16 protein-coding genes and 1 tRNA gene are annotated in these 15,277 nt (G+C 64.8%); 2 read left to right on the forward strand and 15 right to left on the reverse strand.

From position 1 onward, the window contains the following. Nucleotides 1–251 precede the first annotated feature (251 nt). Nucleotides 252–1,088, forward strand: coding sequence for a ParA family protein (locus tag J7I92_RS21435; protein WP_214843803.1), 837 nt, complete (start codon nucleotides 252–254; stop codon nucleotides 1,086–1,088). Nucleotides 1,089–1,241: 153 nt separating this feature from the next. Here J7I92_RS21435 and J7I92_RS21440 read toward each other — a convergent pair whose 3' ends face one another. From J7I92_RS21440 to gcvH, 5 genes are all read right to left on the reverse strand, one after another. After that, nucleotides 1,242–1,838: a MerR family transcriptional regulator gene (locus tag J7I92_RS21440; protein ID WP_214843804.1), complete on the reverse strand. Its 597-nt coding sequence runs from the start codon at nucleotides 1,836–1,838 to the stop codon at nucleotides 1,242–1,244. Nucleotides 1,839–2,078: 240 nt separating this feature from the next. Next, nucleotides 2,079–2,582 carry a bifunctional nuclease family protein gene (locus tag J7I92_RS21445; RefSeq protein WP_214843806.1) on the reverse strand — a complete coding sequence of 168 codons (504 nt, stop codon included), beginning with the start codon at nucleotides 2,580–2,582 and terminating at the stop codon, nucleotides 2,079–2,081. Further along, nucleotides 2,582–3,298 carry a MerR family transcriptional regulator gene (locus J7I92_RS21450; protein WP_214843849.1) on the reverse strand — a complete coding sequence of 239 codons (717 nt, stop codon included), beginning with the start codon at nucleotides 3,296–3,298 and terminating at the stop codon, nucleotides 2,582–2,584. Before J7I92_RS21450 ends, J7I92_RS21445 begins: the two co-directional genes overlap by 1 nt. 23 nt (nucleotides 3,299–3,321) lie before the next feature. Beyond that, a complete protein-coding gene (locus tag J7I92_RS21455) occupies nucleotides 3,322–3,798 on the reverse strand; it encodes an FHA domain-containing protein (protein WP_214843808.1) in 477 nt (158 codons plus the stop codon). Nucleotides 3,799–3,932: 134 nt separating this feature from the next. Further along, complete coding sequence (gcvH, locus tag J7I92_RS21460) at nucleotides 3,933–4,319, reverse strand: glycine cleavage system protein GcvH (RefSeq protein WP_214843810.1); 387 nt, start codon at nucleotides 4,317–4,319, stop codon at nucleotides 3,933–3,935. A 147-nt stretch (nucleotides 4,320–4,466) separates the two neighbouring features. Between gcvH and J7I92_RS21465 the strand changes: the two genes are divergently transcribed. Next, nucleotides 4,467–5,357 (forward strand): Fpg/Nei family DNA glycosylase, encoded by an 891-nt coding sequence (locus tag J7I92_RS21465; RefSeq protein WP_214843812.1) that lies wholly within the window; start codon nucleotides 4,467–4,469, stop codon nucleotides 5,355–5,357. A 137-nt stretch (nucleotides 5,358–5,494) separates the two neighbouring features. Here J7I92_RS21465 and J7I92_RS21470 read toward each other — a convergent pair. The 10 genes from J7I92_RS21470 to J7I92_RS21515 all read right to left on the reverse strand — a co-directional run bounded on the left by J7I92_RS21470 (nucleotide 5,495) and on the right by J7I92_RS21515 (nucleotide 15,257). After that, nucleotides 5,495–5,571: transfer RNA gene (locus tag J7I92_RS21470), tRNA-Pro, on the reverse strand. A 147-nt stretch (nucleotides 5,572–5,718) separates the two neighbouring features. Next, nucleotides 5,719–7,269, reverse strand: a complete 1,551-nt coding sequence (gene der / locus J7I92_RS21475) for a ribosome biogenesis GTPase Der (protein ID WP_214843813.1) — start codon at nucleotides 7,267–7,269, stop codon at nucleotides 5,719–5,721. Between the two features lie 10 nt (nucleotides 7,270–7,279). Beyond that, entirely contained in the window at nucleotides 7,280–7,963 is a 684-nt protein-coding gene (locus tag J7I92_RS21480; RefSeq protein WP_214843850.1) for a 1-acyl-sn-glycerol-3-phosphate acyltransferase, read from the reverse strand. Nucleotides 7,964–8,030: 67 nt separating this feature from the next. Next, nucleotides 8,031–8,744 carry a (d)CMP kinase gene (gene cmk, locus J7I92_RS21485; protein ID WP_214843814.1) on the reverse strand — a complete coding sequence of 238 codons (714 nt, stop codon included), beginning with the start codon at nucleotides 8,742–8,744 and terminating at the stop codon, nucleotides 8,031–8,033. Next, complete coding sequence (locus J7I92_RS21490; RefSeq protein ID WP_214843815.1) at nucleotides 8,744–9,853, reverse strand: prephenate dehydrogenase; 1,110 nt, start codon at nucleotides 9,851–9,853, stop codon at nucleotides 8,744–8,746. The genes cmk and J7I92_RS21490 overlap by 1 nt, the downstream gene beginning before the upstream one ends. A 3-nt stretch (nucleotides 9,854–9,856) precedes the next feature. Further along, nucleotides 9,857–11,113 (reverse strand): pseudouridine synthase, encoded by a 1,257-nt coding sequence (locus tag J7I92_RS21495; RefSeq protein WP_214843816.1) that lies wholly within the window; start codon nucleotides 11,111–11,113, stop codon nucleotides 9,857–9,859. A gap of 110 nt (nucleotides 11,114–11,223) precedes the next feature. Further along, nucleotides 11,224–11,847, reverse strand: a complete 624-nt coding sequence (locus J7I92_RS21500; RefSeq protein ID WP_214843851.1) for an SMC-Scp complex subunit ScpB — start codon at nucleotides 11,845–11,847, stop codon at nucleotides 11,224–11,226. Between the two features lie 47 nt (nucleotides 11,848–11,894). Then, nucleotides 11,895–12,764, reverse strand: a complete 870-nt coding sequence (locus tag J7I92_RS21505; protein ID WP_214843817.1) for a ScpA family protein — start codon at nucleotides 12,762–12,764, stop codon at nucleotides 11,895–11,897. A gap of 8 nt (nucleotides 12,765–12,772) precedes the next feature. Further along, complete coding sequence (locus J7I92_RS21510) at nucleotides 12,773–13,672, reverse strand: ParA family protein (protein ID WP_214843819.1); 900 nt, start codon at nucleotides 13,670–13,672, stop codon at nucleotides 12,773–12,775. Between the two features lie 244 nt (nucleotides 13,673–13,916). Next, nucleotides 13,917–15,257, reverse strand: coding sequence for a cation:dicarboxylate symporter family transporter (locus tag J7I92_RS21515; protein ID WP_214843821.1), 1,341 nt, complete (start codon nucleotides 15,255–15,257; stop codon nucleotides 13,917–13,919). Nucleotides 15,258–15,277: the final 20 nt, after the last annotated feature.

Genomic DNA, 15,277 nt, shown 5'->3' on the forward strand with positions numbered 1-15,277 from the left:
GGCGCGGGGAAACACAAATCATTGTGTCGACCATCACAGAATTATCCGTCATGTCGGAGGTAATAGGCAGGGCAATTAGGGAATGCCCCCTGCAGCAGAGTGGCCTGCATCGCACACACGCCCGATGAAACGGGATTCATCAGCCCGGCAACATATGATGAGGTGGGTGGCGTTCGCGCGCCCTCCGCTCCGGGGAGCCGGAGCCGGCACTACCCCAACACGGCAACCGGCGTTAGGTATTGGTCTTTCAAGTGCAAGTAGTCAGCATCAGCAGCCTCAAAGGCGGGGTCGGCAAAACTTCCGTCACCACCGGATTGGCATCTGCGGCCCTGGCCGCCGGCATCCCCACCCTTGTGGTGGATCTCGATCCGCACGCGGATGCCAGCACCGCACTGGGCGTCCAGCCGGATGACCAGCTGGATATCGGAAGGATGCTCAAGAATCCCCGCCGTGCCCGCCTGGCCGAAAACGTCGTCACCAGCGGCTGGGTTGCTCGCGAAAACTACAACGGTGCGCGCCCGGCTGTCCTGGACGTGGCGGTCGGTTCGGCCTACACGGGTATTTACGACCGCCCGGACCTCGGCCGCAGGGACCTGCGCCGGCTGTCGGCAGTCCTGGCCGGCACGGATAAGTACCAGCTGATCCTGGTGGACTGCCCGCCGTCGCTGAACGGCCTGACCCGGATGGCGTGGTCCGCCAGCGGCAAGGTTGCCCTCGTGGCGGAACCGGGGCTGTTCTCGGTGGCAGGGACGGAGCGCACCTTGCGCGCCATCCAGCTCTTCCGCCAGGAGTTCGCCCCGAACCTCTCCCCTGCGGGCATCATTGCAAACCGGGTCCGCACCGGCTCGTCCGAGCATGCCTTCCGCCTCGCCGAGATGCAGGCGATGTTCGGCGATCTGCTGCTGAACCCGCACATCCCGGAGCAGGCCAACTGGCAGCAGATCCAGGGCGCCGCCCACTCGGTGCACCATTGGCCGGGCGATTCGGCGAAGCATGCCGCCAGCCTCTTCAACACGCTGCTTGACAACCTCCTGGCTTCCAACGGCGCGGAGTTCGCCGGGGCTATCCGGGAACGCAGCCTGCGGTAGCGCGCCCCGGCCGCCACCGCGGCCACCCACCCACGGAACCTCCCGTGCCGCCGTCGTTACCAGGCAACCCGCGGTAACCGGCAAAAAGGTATTGAATGCAGAAAGGCCGCCTTCCTGATGGAAGGCGGCCTTTCTGTTGGTGTGTTGGTGCTCTCAGCCGGTCTTGCGTGCGGCCCGGCGCTTGCTGAGTTCGTCATCCGGAAACGACTGCTCGATGGCGTGCTCGCTGGGAAGCGCTGCCAGGCTGCCTTCCACTTCGCGCCACACGCGGCCGACGGCGATCCCGAAGACGCCCTGGCCGCCCTGGACGAGATCAATGACTTCGTCCGCGGACGTGCACTCGTAGACGCTGGCGCCGTCGCTCATCAGGGTGATCTGTGCCAGGTCTTCCACGCCGCGTTCCCGCAAATGCTCGACGGCGGAACGGATCTGCTGCAAGGAGACGCCTGTGTCCAGCAGCCTCTTGACCACTTTTAGCACCAGGATGTCGCGGAAGCCATAGAGCCGCTGCGAGCCGGAGCCGGCGGCACCCCGCACGGCAGGCTCGACCAAGCCGGTGCGTGCCCAGTAGTCGAGCTGGCGGTAAGTGATGCCGGCCGCCTTGCAGGCAGTCGGTCCGCGGTAGCCTGCGTCCTCATCCAGGACGGGTAGGTCTTCCGTGAAGAGGAGGCCCTGAGCACCGCTCGCAGGCAGGGCGACGCCTGCCGTTGAAGCCTGCTTTAGCTCGCCTGCTTCGCCTTTCGGACTCACGTGGACCCTCCTCGTCGTATGCTCCCCTAAGGAAGTTGCAGCATCAGCGAACACAGACGAGAAATTCATCCGTGTAATTCAGCCGGGGCTGCACATTCCAGTGTGACTTGCGCCGCTGTCGTATGCAATGGGAACTTGATATCTTCGACGTTAGGCCTGCCGCGCCCCAAGGTCAAAGACGTTGGCCCATTTCAGGGGCGTGTCGAAACTTTCAGGCTCGACTTTAACCTTAACGTGACCTCAGCCGTCGAAGTCTTCGGGCTCCACGTCGTCCAGGAACTCCCGGAAGCGCCGGAGTTCGCGCTCCTCATCGACTGTGGGACCCGGCTCGGTGTCCTCACCCTCGTCGTGCTCGGTGATCCGGACGCCGGCCTCATCCATGACCGAATCGGCGCACCAGATCCGGCATTTGGCGCGCAGAGCCAGCGCAAGGGCGTCCGAAGCCCTGGAACTCACGGTGGTGCCATTATCGAACTGCAGCTGCCCGTAGAAAATGTTGTCCTCGACGGCGACGATGTTGACGCTGACGATGGAGTGGCCCAGCGACTCCACGACATCGATCAACAGGTCATGGGTCATGGGACGGGGCGGCACGACACCCTGCTGGGCGAGGGCAATGGCACTTGCTTCCGGTGTACCGATCCAGATGGGCACGTGCCGTTCGCCATGGATCTCCCGGAGCAGGACCAGCGGCTGGTTCGAGGGCAGTTCAATCCTCACACCCACGATCTCGACTTCAATCATCAGATGTCCATTCGCGATATACGGTCCTGCACCAGGGCGCGGTGAAGGGTCAGGCAGAGATCACTGATTTCGCGGGCTGCCTCCGCGGCCCGCGCGTGGGATGCAGCGTCCTTGCGGGAGGTCAACGGCGCCACGGCACGCTCCACCAGCCCGAACTCCCGATCCGCCGCGGCTTGGAACGGCCGCAGGTGCCGCGGCTCGAGGCCGTGGCTTTCCAGCTGCACGCACGCACGGGCCACCTGCAGGGCGTGTTCGTCGAACTGCCCGTTGACGTGGCCGATCAGGCCGAAATCGAGGAGGGACTGCAGCAGCGGGACGCTGGCGCCGGACTCGGCGCGCAGTTGATCCTCGCTGAGCCTGCGCACTTTGTTCTGCAGTTCAGCGGCGAGGTCCTCCGAGACGATCCGCGGCGACACGGTGACGCCAGGCGGGAGGTTTTCGGGGCGTTCGCCGCGGTCAATGGCGTCGAGGTAGTCCTTGATGACCTTCAAGGGAAGGTACTGGTCGCGCTGGAGGGCCAGCACGAACCGCAGCCGCTCCACATCGGTGTCGGCGTACTGCCGGTAGCCGGCAGGAGTGCGCCGCGGGTTGATCAGGCCCTTTTCTTCGAGGAACCTGATTTTGGACGCAGTCATTCCAGGAAAGTCGTCGCTCAACTGCGCCAGTACTTCCCCGATGTTCAGGACCTGGGGTCCGCGCCGTTCCGGTTGGGCCAGTGCCACAGGCAACTACCCCGGGATCAGACGTTGCCTGCTGCGCGGGCAGGACTGAGGTAGAAAGTGAGGCGGAACTTGCCGATCTGGACTTCGTTTCCGGACCTGAGCTCCACGCTGTCCACGCGGTCGTGGTTTACGTAGGTTCCGTTGAGGCTGCCGGTGTCAACGACTTCGAAGCTCCGTGCGGTCCGGCGGAACTCGACGTGACGGCGGGACACCGTGACGTCGTCAAGGAAGATGTCCGCGTCCGGGTGCCGGCCGGCAGTGGTGACGTCCGAATCCAGCAGGAAGCGCGCTCCCGTGTTGGGACCGCTGTGGGCAACCAGGAGTGCAGAACCGAACGGGAGGGCCTCGACAGCAACCCGCTCCTCAGGAGAGAGCTTGGGAGCGATCGTCGGCTCGTCACGGATTGGCGTGAGGTGGATCGAGGTGGTCTCCGAAGACTTCGATCCGCCCGTGCCGTAATCACCACCGCTGCGGCTATTTTCGTGACCAACCATGGATTCCTCCTGTTCCGTTGCAGATGTCCCCCTGCAAACAACGCGTACCTCCGGAAAAGCCTGGCAGATCCGGTTCTGCGGCTTGTCGTCCGGCTGTCGATTCCTCAACAGCCGGACCGCCATGCCGGTTGTCTTTAGCCTACCTGTTGTTCGTACTCCGATGCACTGAGCAGGGACTCCACTGCATCTGCCTCTGCAAGCTTGACTTCAATCAGCCAGCCGTCGCCGTAAGGATCGCTGTTAATCAGCGCCGAATCTGTGTCCAGGGCTTCGTTCCGGGCAACAATTTCGCCGCTCACGGGAGCGTAAATGTCACTCACGCTCTTGGTGGACTCAACTTCGCCCACAACCTCGTTCGCGCTCACTTTGGTGCCGACCTCGGGCATCTGTGCGTAAACGACGTCGCCGAGGGCGTCCTGGGCAAAATCGGTGATGCCCACCCGCACCACGCCGTCGGCGCTCGGGGCGGACACCCACTCGTGTTCGGCAGTATAGGACAGGTCTTCGGGAATGTTGCTCATCAGGGGCCTTTCATCGGGTCAACCAGCAGTGTCGGTCAATCAGCAATGTCAACGGAGGTCTGCAGAACAAGCCGCCGCTGAAAGTATATGCATATCAACTGCCGCGGCAGCGAGCACCTTGTCGGGCCCTTGTGGCACAGTGGTGACATGCCAGAACTTCCCGAAGTGGCCGGGCTGAGCGCTTTCCTGGGCACCCAGCTTCGCGGAGCCGTGCTGACGAAAATCGAGATCGTCTCGTTTGCGGTGCTCAAGACCGCAGTCCCGCCGTATACGGCTTTGGAGGGCCGGACTGTCACCGGCGTGGAGCGGCGGGGCAAGTTCATCATCGTGGATGCCGACGGACTTTACCTGGGGTTCCATCTGGCCAAGGCCGGCTGGGTACGCTACACGGAATCGCCGTCGAACGCTGTTCTGGCGCGCGGCAAGGGGTATATCGCTGCCAGGCTGGAATTCGCCAGGCGCCAGCCGGAGTCCGACGGCGGCGAGACGCATCTGGGGATTGACCTGACAGAGGCAGGGACGAAGAAAAGCCTCGCCCTCTATGTGGTCAGGGATCCGCAGGAGATCCCCGGTGTCGCCTCGCTGGGTCCCGAGCCGCTGAGCGAGTCCTTCGGCCCGGAGGCGTTCGCCGGGATACTTTCCGGCAGCAGCCAGCAGATTAAGGGACTGTTACGCAATCAGGGCGTGATCGCCGGCATCGGCAACGCCTACAGCGACGAAATCCTCCATGCAGCCCGCATCTCCCCGTTCGCCATCGCGAAGTCCCTCGATCCGCAGGCGGTCCGCGTGCTCTATCACGCCGTCCACAGTGTTCTGGGGGCAGCGGTGGAAGAAGCCGTGGGCAAGGCGCCGAATGAACTGAAGGACGCGAAGCGGAGCACCATGCGGGTCCACGGCCGGACCGGGCAGCCCTGCCCGGTCTGCGGGGACACCGTCCGGGAAGTGTCCTTTGCCGACCGTGCGCTCCAGTACTGCCCGGCGTGCCAGACCGGCGGCAAGATCCTCGCCGACCGGCGGACGTCCCGCTTCCTTAAGTAGGCGCTGTCCTTAAGTAGGGGCGGCCCGGAGTAGGGGCGCAAGAAGCGCGGCCGGATCCAGCCCCGGCAGGAAAAATAACCAGCAAAAGAAAAACCGCCCCTCCCCCGGGATATTTCCCGGAGAAGGAGCGGTTTCTTTGGTCGGGCTGACAGGATTTGAACCTGCGACCCCTTGACCCCCAGTCAAGTGCGCTACCAAGCTGCGCTACAGCCCGTTAGTTCCGCCGTTCTCCGCCTCGGTGTGTTCCAGGTTTCCCTGGCTTTTCACCTCAGCAGTCCGGCCGAACCACCTCCAAAAGCTTACACGACTTCGGAGGGTGCTTGTGACACTTTGCGGGTGTCACGGGCAAGGTGTGTCGGAATTAACGCTTCTTGCCCCGCTTTTCGCGGACGCGCATGTTGACCTCGATGGGTGTGCCCTCGAAGCCGAAAGTTTCGCGGAGCCGCCGGGTGATGAAGCGGCGGTATCCGGGGTCCAGGAAGCCGGTGGTGAACAGCACGAACTTCGGCGGACGGCTGGAGGCCTGGGTGCCGAACAGGATGCGGGGCTGCTTGCCGCCGCGGACCGGGTGCGGGTGAGCTGCGACGAGTTCGCCGAGGAAGGCGTTGAGGCGGCCGGTGGGGATGCGCTTGTCCCAGCTTTCCAGTGCCGTATCCAGGGCAGGAACCAAACGGTCCTTGTGCCAGCCGGTCAGCGCCGAAATGTTGACCCGCGGTGCCCAGGCCACGTGGGCCAGGTCCTGCTCGATTTCACGTTCCAGGTAGGTGCGGCGCTCATCGTCCAGCAGGTCCCACTTGTTGAAGGCGAGAACCAGGGCGCGGCCCGATTCGATGGCCAGTTGCAGGATGCGGACGTCCTGCTCGCTGAGCACCTCGTCCACGGCAAGGAGCACGACGGCGACCTCCGCCTTTTCGAGGGCGCTCTGCGTCCGCAGGGACGCATAGAAGTCGGCGCCCTGTGCCATGTGCTGGCGGCGTCGGATGCCGGCGGTGTCCACGAACCGCCAGGTGCGTCCGCCGAGCTCGATGAACTCGTCGACGGGGTCGCGGGTGGTGCCGGCGGTGTTGTCCACCACTACCCGCTCGGAGCCGGCCAACTTGTTCAGCAGCGAGGATTTGCCGACGTTTGGGCGTCCGATCAGGGCGATACGGCGCGGACCGCCGGACCTTTCCAGGCCTTCGATGGTGGAGAACTCAGGCAGGGTGTCAATGACGTGGTCGAGCAGGTCCGCCACGCCGCGGCCGTGGAGGGCGGACACGGGGTACGGCTCGCCGAAGCCGAGGCCCCAGAGGGTGGCCGAATCAGCTTCCTGGGCGAAGTCGTCTACCTTGTTGGCCACCATGATGACCGGTTTCTTGCTCTTGCGCAGCATTTTGACGACTGCTTCGTCCGTGGCGGTGGCGCCGACGGCGGAGTCGACGACGAACAGCACGGCGTCGGCAAGTTCCACGGCCATCTCGGCCTGTTCGGCTACGCGGAGGTGGATGCCGCGGGCATCGTGCTCCCAGCCGCCGGTGTCTACAACGGTGAAGTTCCGGCCGTTCCAGGTGGCCGAGTACATCACACGGTCCCGGGTCACGCCGGGGGTGTCTTCCACCACGGCTTCGCGGCGGCCGAGGATACGGTTCACCAGCGTCGATTTGCCCACGTTGGGCCGGCCGATGATGGCCAGGACCGGGTCCAGTTTGACCGGGCCGTCGTAATCCTCGTCGTCGTAATGCCCGCTCAGGAGGGCGGCGTCGTCCTCGTCCAGTTCGTAGTCATCCAGGCCTGCCCGGAGGGAGGCAGCACGAAGCTCGGCCTCGTCATCGTCCAGGGCAGCAAGGTGCTCCGCCACCTGGTCCGTGCCGGTGGGCGTGTATTCGTCTTCGCCGGCGCCGAATTTGCCGGAGGTTTGAGTCGTATCGCTCATTGCACTTTCCTTAGTGGTGATCTGCCGGCGTCCCGGCTACTTCTTCATGACGTTCTTGCGGCGAATCCGCGCCGGGCAAAGGCTGCCCGCTAAGTTGAATGGTTTGCTGGACATGCCGTGCCAGTGCAGCGCGGATCTCATTTCCCGCCCTGTCCATTGAAACACGCCCGGTCTCGCCGGGCCTGCGGCTGACAGAAACGGCTTCGCCGAAGCTGACGTGCAGCTTACGGCCCGGCCTGGGGACGGCGTCGAGGTGCTCACCGGCGATCCTGGTGCCCAGGATCGCGACCGGAACAACCGCCGCGGCTGAGTTCAGCGCGAGCCAGGCCACCCCGTTGTTGATGGTGCCTGCGTCGCCGCTCCCCCGTGTTCCTTCGGGCAGGATACCGACGCACCGGCCGGCGTCGAGCGCGGCTTTGCTGAGCTGCAACGCGGCCCGGTCCCCGGACCGGTCAACGGGCAGCTGGCCGGATGCCTTCAGCACGCGTCCGAGGAACCCCTTGAACATCTCCTTCTTCACGAGGATGTGCATGGGCCGCGGGGACGCCCCGAACAGGACCGGCCCGTCCAGGAAGCTGATGTGGTTCCCGGCGAAGATCACGGGGCCGTTGGCCGGAACGTTCCCGCGTCCGTGGACAGTTGTCCGGTAGACAACGTGGTCCAGGATCCAGCCGACCGGCCTGCTCCAGGCCATGGTCCAGGTTCCGGGCACGGCGGGGCTGCCGGGCTGCCGTGCCTGAAGTGGTGGGTGGCCTCCGGCGTCAGGCACGGTTGACGACCTTGTTGACAATGCCCAGTGCCGCGTCAACGGTGCGGTCGAAGTCCAAATCGGAAGAATCCAAAGTGACAACGCCGTCGGCGGCCGTCGTGAAGTTCACAACGGTGGAATCCTTGGCATCGCGCTGCGTGACCTGGGCCGCGAGCTGTTCAGCGCTCTGCGTCCCGCCCAGCTGGACACCGCGGCGGCGAAGCCGGGCCTCCTCGCTGGCGGTCAGCAGCATGCGGACTTCTGCGCCGGGCGCGACGACGGTGGTGATGTCGCGGCCTTCCACCACAATGCGGCGGTGGTGGGTTTCGATCAGCTCACGCTGCCGGCGCACCAGCTCGCGACGGGCACCGAGTGTGGTGGCGATGGCACTGACAGCAGAAGAAATGGCCGGCTCCCGGATTTCCTGTGTCACGTCCGTCCCGCCGACCCGCACGTATTCCTCGTGCGGGGTGGTGCTGATCTCCAGCGGAAGGTCCTCGGCGGCCTGTTCGATGGCTGCGGCATCCCCCAGGTCAATGCCCTGGTCGAGGCAGTACCAGGTAAGCGCGCGGTACATGGCGCCGGTGTCCAGATAGGCGAGGCGCAGGCGCCGTGCCACTTCCCTGCTCACGCTGGACTTTCCCGAACCGGAAGGCCCGTCGATGGCGACGACCAGCGGCCGGCCCTGGCGGAGCATGGGCATGGTTTCGATGAGTTCCTGTGTCATTACTGCAGTACCCGCCATCCACGGTCGTTGAGTGCTTCGATCAGCAGATCGTGCTTGTTGGGCAGAACGGACAGTTCCACCATGCCTACATTCTGCCCGGAAGAGTGATCCAGCCGCAGGTCTTCGAGGTTGACCCCGATTTCGCCGATCTCGGTGAGGAGCCGGGCGATCTGCCCCGGCCGGTCGTCCACCAGGACGGTCAGCCAGGAATAGGCCTGCGGAGGTCCGCCGTGCTTGCCCGGAATCCGGGACTGCCCGGCATTTCCTTCGCTCATCAGCTGGGCCAGATCGAGGCGGGCACCGGGGGCGGTGGGGTCCTCCAGGGTACCGATGAGGCGGTTCAGGTCCTCGCGCACCCCGTGCAGGATGTCAACCACCTGCCCGGCGTTGGCGCCCAGGATCTGCACCCACAGGGTGGGGTCGCTGGCGGCGATCCGCGTGACGTCGCGGAGGCCGTTGCCGGCAAGCGACAACGCATGCATCTGCGTACCCTGCAGCCGGCTGGCAACCAGGGAAGACATCACCTGGGGCAAATGCGAAACCAGGGCAACTGCCTGGTCGTGTTCCTCGGCGTTGAACTGCGTTACCAGGGCGCCGAGATCCGTTGCCAGGGCGCGGGCGGCCTGCAAGGCGCCGGGCGACGTTTCCTCGGACGGGCAAACCACCCACGGCATGGAGGTGAACAGCTCACCGCGGGCCGCAACGGGGCCGGACTTTTCCCGGCCTGCCATCGGATGTGTCCCCACGTAGCGGGCAAGGTCCACGCCGCGCCGGCGAAGGTCAGCCAGGATGCCGGCCTTGACGCTGGCGATGTCCACCACGGTTGCGGCGGGGTAATCGGCCAGCGACCGTTCCACCACGTCTGCCGTTACGTCCGGCGGCGCAGCCACCACAACGAGTTCAGGCTGCTCGCCGCCAAGGCGCGCCAACGGAAGGCCTGCCCCGATATCGACGGCGACGGCCTGGTTGGTGGGTGACGGATCGGACAGGAACACGGACACGCCGCGGCCCCGGAGCCCGAGGCCGATGCTGGTGCCCAGCAGTCCTGTTCCGATAACAACCACCGGGCCGTTAAGGTGCCCGCGGCCGTGGGTGCGAAAGGCAGACATGCCCTACAGCCCTACGGATGCCAGCAGGTGGCCGACTTCCTGCTTGCCGAGGTTGCGGATGCTGCCCTGGCGCTGGTCTCCCAGTCCGATGGGGCCCACCTTGACGCGCACGAGCCGCAGGACGGGGAAGCCCACGGCGTCGAAGAGCCGGCGGACGATGCGGTTCTTCCCGGAGTGCAGCACCACCTCAATCAGCACGTGGCCAGGCGTGGAGTCGACCAGCTTGAAGGAGTCCACCGACGCGAATCCGTCCTCGAGTTCCACACCGGCCTTGAGCTGCGCGCCGATTCCCTGCGGGAACGGGCCGCGCACCTGGACCAGGTAAGTTTTGGGGACTTCGTAGGAAGGGTGCGTCAGTCGGTTGGCGAGTTCGCCGTCGTTGGTCAGCAGGAGCAGCCCCTCGGTGGCGACATCGAGCCGGCCCACGTGGAAGAGGCGTTCGCCGTGCGTGTTCCGGACGAAGTCGCTGATGCACGGACGTCCGTCCGGATCCTCCATGGTGGACACCACGCCCTTGGGCTTGTTGAACACCATGTAGACCATGTTTTCGTCCAGCTGGATGCGCAGGCCGTCGACGTGGATCACTGCGGTCTTGGGATCGACGCGGACGCCGAGCTCGGTGACAACCTTGCCGTCGACCTCAACGCGGCCTTCAGAGATCATTTCCTCGCAAACACGCCGTGAAGCGACGCCGGCCGAGGCCATGACCTTCTGCAGGCGGACGCCGTCCGCGTCGTGAAGCTCGGACTGAGGAACGTCTTCGCGGGGACCGCGCTTGCGCGAAGGCCTGCGGACGGCGCCGAGGTTCTGGCCGAACCGCTCGCCGCCGAAGGCGCGGGTGCCGAAGGTCTTCGCTGCAGCGGCCCGCGGCTTGGGCTTGAGGGCGCCGGGTGTTCCGGGCGCCTTGCCGGCGCCGGGCTTGCGTGAACCGGGCTTTCGGGCGGCCGGCCTTCCCTGCTTCCAGTCACCGGACTGCCGCTCAGACGGCGCGCCGCCGGGACCCTGCAGGTCCGGATCGACGAAGGCCTCTTCGCGGGGCTTGGGGCGCTTGAAGGGACGGTCGCCACCGCCTTGGTGACCGGCCCCGCCGGCACCCTTGAAGCCCGCGCCACTGGCCCCGCCTGCACGACTGCTGCCGCCCTGTGCCGGATTGCGTCCGGCCCTGCCTTGTCCGGCGCTGTTGCCTCCGGCGCTGTTGCGTCCGGCACTGTTGCGTCCCGAACTGTTACGTGGTGAACCCTGGCGTCCCGCCTGTGTCATGACCCGTCCTTCGTTATGTTGGCTGGCGATCGCTGTCTCCCGACAACGCCGGCCAGCCGGGCAGATAGGTTCCGCCCTGGTGGATACTCGTGCGCAGGCAGGGATACTGCCTACATTCTTCCGGCGTCGTAAAACTCTTCGATGCCTTCAAGCCCCGGAAGATGGGGTGAAAGCTGCGGCAACTCAGCCACCGAGCCGATTCCCATGCGCTCCAGGAAATACGACGTCGTGCGGTAAAGGATGGCTCCGGACTCGGGATCGGTACCCGAATCTTCGATCAGTCCCCGCTGCATAAGCGTCCGCACGACAGAGTCAACATTAACCCCTCGAATTGCAGACACCCTGGCCCTTGATACGGGCTGGCGGTATGCGATGACGGCGAGCGTTTCGAGCGCCGCCTGCGTCAGCCTGGCTGTCTGTCCTTCCAGCACGAACCCGCCGACGATTTCGGCAAAGTCCGCACGGGAATAGATGCGCCAGCCTCCGGCGATATTCCGCAATTCAAAACCCCGGGGGCTGGATCCGTGGCCGGTTTTGCTGGCAACGTCCGTGTCCGGGGCATTAACAGTATAACCGTTATAATCCTGCTGAAGTTCCGCCAGCAGCTGCTCGACGGCGTCGACCGTCAGGTTCAGCCCGGCCGCCAGTTCCATGGCGGTGGCCGGCTGGTCGATCACCATCAGCACTGCTTCAAGGGCGGCGCGCGCGCCGCCGGGAAGTTCCGCTACGTTCAGGCCGCCCCCGGTGTCCTGATCGGGGGCTGGTTCCGGTACGCTTCCGCTCAATGCTGCTCCTCATATTCCTCACTGAGATGTTCGCTGCTCCAGTCATCGTCTCCTGCGGTCCAGCGCACCGTGAGATCGCCCAGCGGCTGGAGCTGGTCGAACCCCACTGCCTTGTCGCGGAACATTTCCAGGAGCGCCAGGAAGCGCACCACCACCACCAGGGTGGACTCGGCGTCGGCGATGAGCGTCCGGAACGACATCGGCCGTCCATGCTGCAGCTTCCGCCCCAGGATTTCGGCCTGCTCCTTGACGGTGACCGCGCTGCCGTGAAGGTGGGCCAGGCCGACCTCGTTCGAGGGTGCTTCCTTGGGCTTCAGGGCCGATTCCGCCAGGGCCGCGAACTGCTCAGGAGTGTGACGCCACACCAGTTCCGGGAGAAGCGCGGCGAAATGGCCCTCAAGGGCAACCTGCCGCGGGAAGCTGCGGGCTTCGAGTTCCAGGGTGGTGTTGATCAGGCCGGCCACCTGCTTGAAGGCCTTGTACTGAAGCAGCCGTGCAAAAAGGAGGTCGCGCGCTTCGAGGAGCGCGATGTCTTCGTCGTCCTCCACCTCGCCTGCCGGCAGGAGGCGGGCGGCTTTGAGGTCCAGGAGCGTGGCTGCGATCACCAGGAATTCGCTGGCCTCATCAAGTGCCCATTCCTCGCCGAGCTGCTGGAGGTTCTTGATGTACTTGATGAATTCGTCGGTCACGGTAGCCAGGGCCACCTCCGTGATGTCCAGCTGGTGTTTGGTGATCAGGCCGAGCAGCAGGTCGAACGGACCGGTGAAGTTGGCAAGCCGTACTTCGAAGCCGGTCTTTTTAGCCGGTTCCGCCGCCGTGCCTGCCGGCCGGAGGGCTGGTGCGAGCGGAGTGCCTGCCAATGCCACGATGCTGGTTACGGCGCGCCGCCGCGCGAGATCAGCTCCTTGGCCAGGCGGCGGTAGGCGTCAGCCCCGATGTGGGTGGCAGCGAAGCTGGTGATGGGCTCAGCGGCAACGGTGGCGTCGGCAAACTTGATGGACCGCTTGATGACGGTCTCGAAGACCTTGTCACCGAAGGCCTCCACAAGCCTGCTGATGACCTCGCGGCTGTGCAGGGTTCGGGCGTCGTACATCGTGGCCAGCACGCCGTCCACCTGGAGCCTGGGATTCAGGCGGTCCTGGACTTTGTCGATGGTCTCCACCAGCAGCGCCACCGCACGGAGCGCGAAGAACTCGCAGATCAGCGGGATGATGACGCCGTGGGCGGCCGTAAGGGCGTTGACGGTGAGCAGGCCAAGCGACGGCTGGCAGTCGATGAGGACGACGTCGTACTCGTCCTCGACCTTCTTCAGCGCCCGGTCCAGCACCTGTTCCCGGGCAACCTCGTTGACCAGCTGGACTTCGGCAGCCGAGAGGTCGATGTTCGCCGGCAGCAGGTCCACGTTCTCGACGCCTGTCTGCTGGATGGCATCCCGGATGTCCACTTTGCGGTCCATCAGGACGTTGTAGACGGTGAGGTCCAGTTCATGGGGATTGGCACCAAGGCCCGCGGACAGCGCGCCCTGGGGATCGAAGTCCACCAGCAGGACCCGGCGCCCGTATTCGGCGAGCGCGGCGGCGAGATTGATGGTGGAAGTCGTCTTACCGACGCCGCCCTTCTGGTTCACCATGGCGATCACGCGGGCAGGGCCGTGGGAAGACAGCGGCGCAGGCTCGGGGAATTCGCGGTAGGGACGCCCGGTGGGACCCATAACGGCGTCTTCCAGGTCAAGTTCGGTGCCTTCCAGAGTTGCTGAACCGTACTCGCTGCTCACGTATCTATCCACACTTTCGATGACGTTGATGTCCTGCCGCTGAATGTTCAGCGCCGATCCTTCTTCCCACCAAGGTTACAGCGCACTTTCCGCGATTCAACGGAACTTGACACGCGCCCTTGCCTGAGCCTTTACCTTCTGGTAAAGGTCGAAGGTTAGCCCCGGAGGAACGAAAAAACCGCCCGTGCAGGATGATCCTGCACGGGCGGTTTTTTGCGCTGCTGTACTGGGGTGGAGCCTCGGGTTAGGCGCGTGCGGGCGCCGCCTGGGCCGGGGCTTCCTGCTCCACATGGTGGTGGGCGACCATGGTCTGCTCGTCGAAGGGCTCTTCGCCGGACAGTACGCGTTCCACCTGTCCGCCGTCGATCTCCTTGACCCAGGTGCCGATCAGGACCGTTGCCACGGCGTTGCCGGTGAAGTTGGTCAGGGCACGGGCCTCCGACATGAAGCGGTCGATGCCGACGATCATGCCGACGCCGCCGAGCAGTTCGGGCTTGTGGGCCTGCAGGCCGGCAGCGAGCGTGGCCAGGCCGGCGCCGGTGACGCCCGCGGCGCCCTTGGAGGCAATGATCATGAAGATCAGGAGTGATACCTGCGCGCCCAGGTCGAGCGGAGTGCCCATGGCGTTGGCCACGAACAGGGACGCCATGGTCAGGTAGATGGCCGTGCCGTCCAGGTTGAAGGAGTAACCGGTGGGAACCGTGACGCCGACAACCGGCTTTGAGACACCCAGGTGCTCCATCTTGGCGATCAGTCGCGGCAGGGCTGCTTCGGAGGAAGACGTGGAGAAGATCAGGAGGTATTCGCGGGCCAGGTACCTCATGAGCCGGAAGATGTTGACGCCGGCCACAACCTGCAGCAGACCGCCCAGGATGACCACGATGAACAGGGCGCAGGTGATGTAGAAGGCAATCATCAGGGTGAACATGCTCACGATTGCGGCGAAACCGGTGGCGCCTACGACCGCTGCGATGGCACCGAATGCACCCACCGGAGCCAGCCACATGATCATGATGAGGATCCTGAACACAACTGCCTGGCCGTAACCGATGGCCTTGAGGATGGGAGCACCCTGGGTGCCCATCTTCTGCAGCGCGAAACCGACGAGGATGGCGGCAAGGAGCGTGGGCAGGACGGGAATGTCCCCGGGAATGATTCCCAGCAGGAAGTCAACGGTGCTGTCCGTGGCAGCCTTCTTGTTGGGATCGTACGGCGCCAGCTTCAGGCCCTCGCCCGGGTGGATGATGTTACCGACCACAAGGCCGATGGCCAGGGCGAAAGTTGACATGATCACGAAGTAGCCGAGAGCCAGGCCGCCCACTTTGCCGACCGTTGCTGCCTTCGCAATGGAACCGATGCCCAACACGATGGTGCAGAAGATGATGGGTGCGATCATCATCTTGATCAGCTTGATGAATCCGTCGCCGAGGGGCTTGAGCGATTTGCCGACCTCAGGGAACAGCAGTCCTACTGCTGCGCCCAGGATGACGGCGACGATGACGGCGATGTAGAGGTAGTGGGATTTGTCCAGCCCTTTGCGTGCGGCCTTGGCCGGCGCGGCTGACTCTCCTCGTTGAGAAGCCATGATGTGTCTCCTTATGGATA

It is taken from the genome of Arthrobacter sp. ISL-72 (assembly GCF_018613755.1).
GTDB lineage: Bacteria > Actinomycetota > Actinomycetes > Actinomycetales > Micrococcaceae > Arthrobacter.

Excerpts from the sequence above, each read along its gene's own strand:
- J7I92_RS21515 (WP_214843821.1), bottom strand. The coding sequence starts at position 15,257 with ATGGCTTCTCAACGAGGAGAGTCAGCCGCGCCGGCCAAGGCCGCACGC.
- cmk (WP_214843814.1), bottom strand. The coding sequence starts at position 8,744 with ATGACACAGGAACTCATCGAAACCATGCCCATGCTCCGCCAGGGCCGG.
- J7I92_RS21455 (WP_214843808.1), bottom strand. The coding sequence starts at position 3,798 with ATGGTTGGTCACGAAAATAGCCGCAGCGGTGGTGATTACGGCACGGGC.
- J7I92_RS21490 (WP_214843815.1), bottom strand. The coding sequence starts at position 9,853 with ATGTCTGCCTTTCGCACCCACGGCCGCGGGCACCTTAACGGCCCGGTG.
- gcvH (WP_214843810.1), bottom strand. The coding sequence starts at position 4,319 with ATGAGCAACATTCCCGAAGACCTGTCCTATACTGCCGAACACGAGTGG.
- J7I92_RS21495 (WP_214843816.1), bottom strand. The coding sequence starts at position 11,113 with ATGACACAGGCGGGACGCCAGGGTTCACCACGTAACAGTTCGGGACGC.
- J7I92_RS21445 (WP_214843806.1), bottom strand. The coding sequence starts at position 2,582 with ATGATTGAAGTCGAGATCGTGGGTGTGAGGATTGAACTGCCCTCGAAC.
- J7I92_RS21465 (WP_214843812.1), top strand. The coding sequence starts at position 4,467 with ATGCCAGAACTTCCCGAAGTGGCCGGGCTGAGCGCTTTCCTGGGCACC.
- der (WP_214843813.1), bottom strand. The coding sequence starts at position 7,269 with ATGAGCGATACGACTCAAACCTCCGGCAAATTCGGCGCCGGCGAAGAC.
- J7I92_RS21480 (WP_214843850.1), bottom strand. The coding sequence starts at position 7,963 with ATGGCCTGGAGCAGGCCGGTCGGCTGGATCCTGGACCACGTTGTCTAC.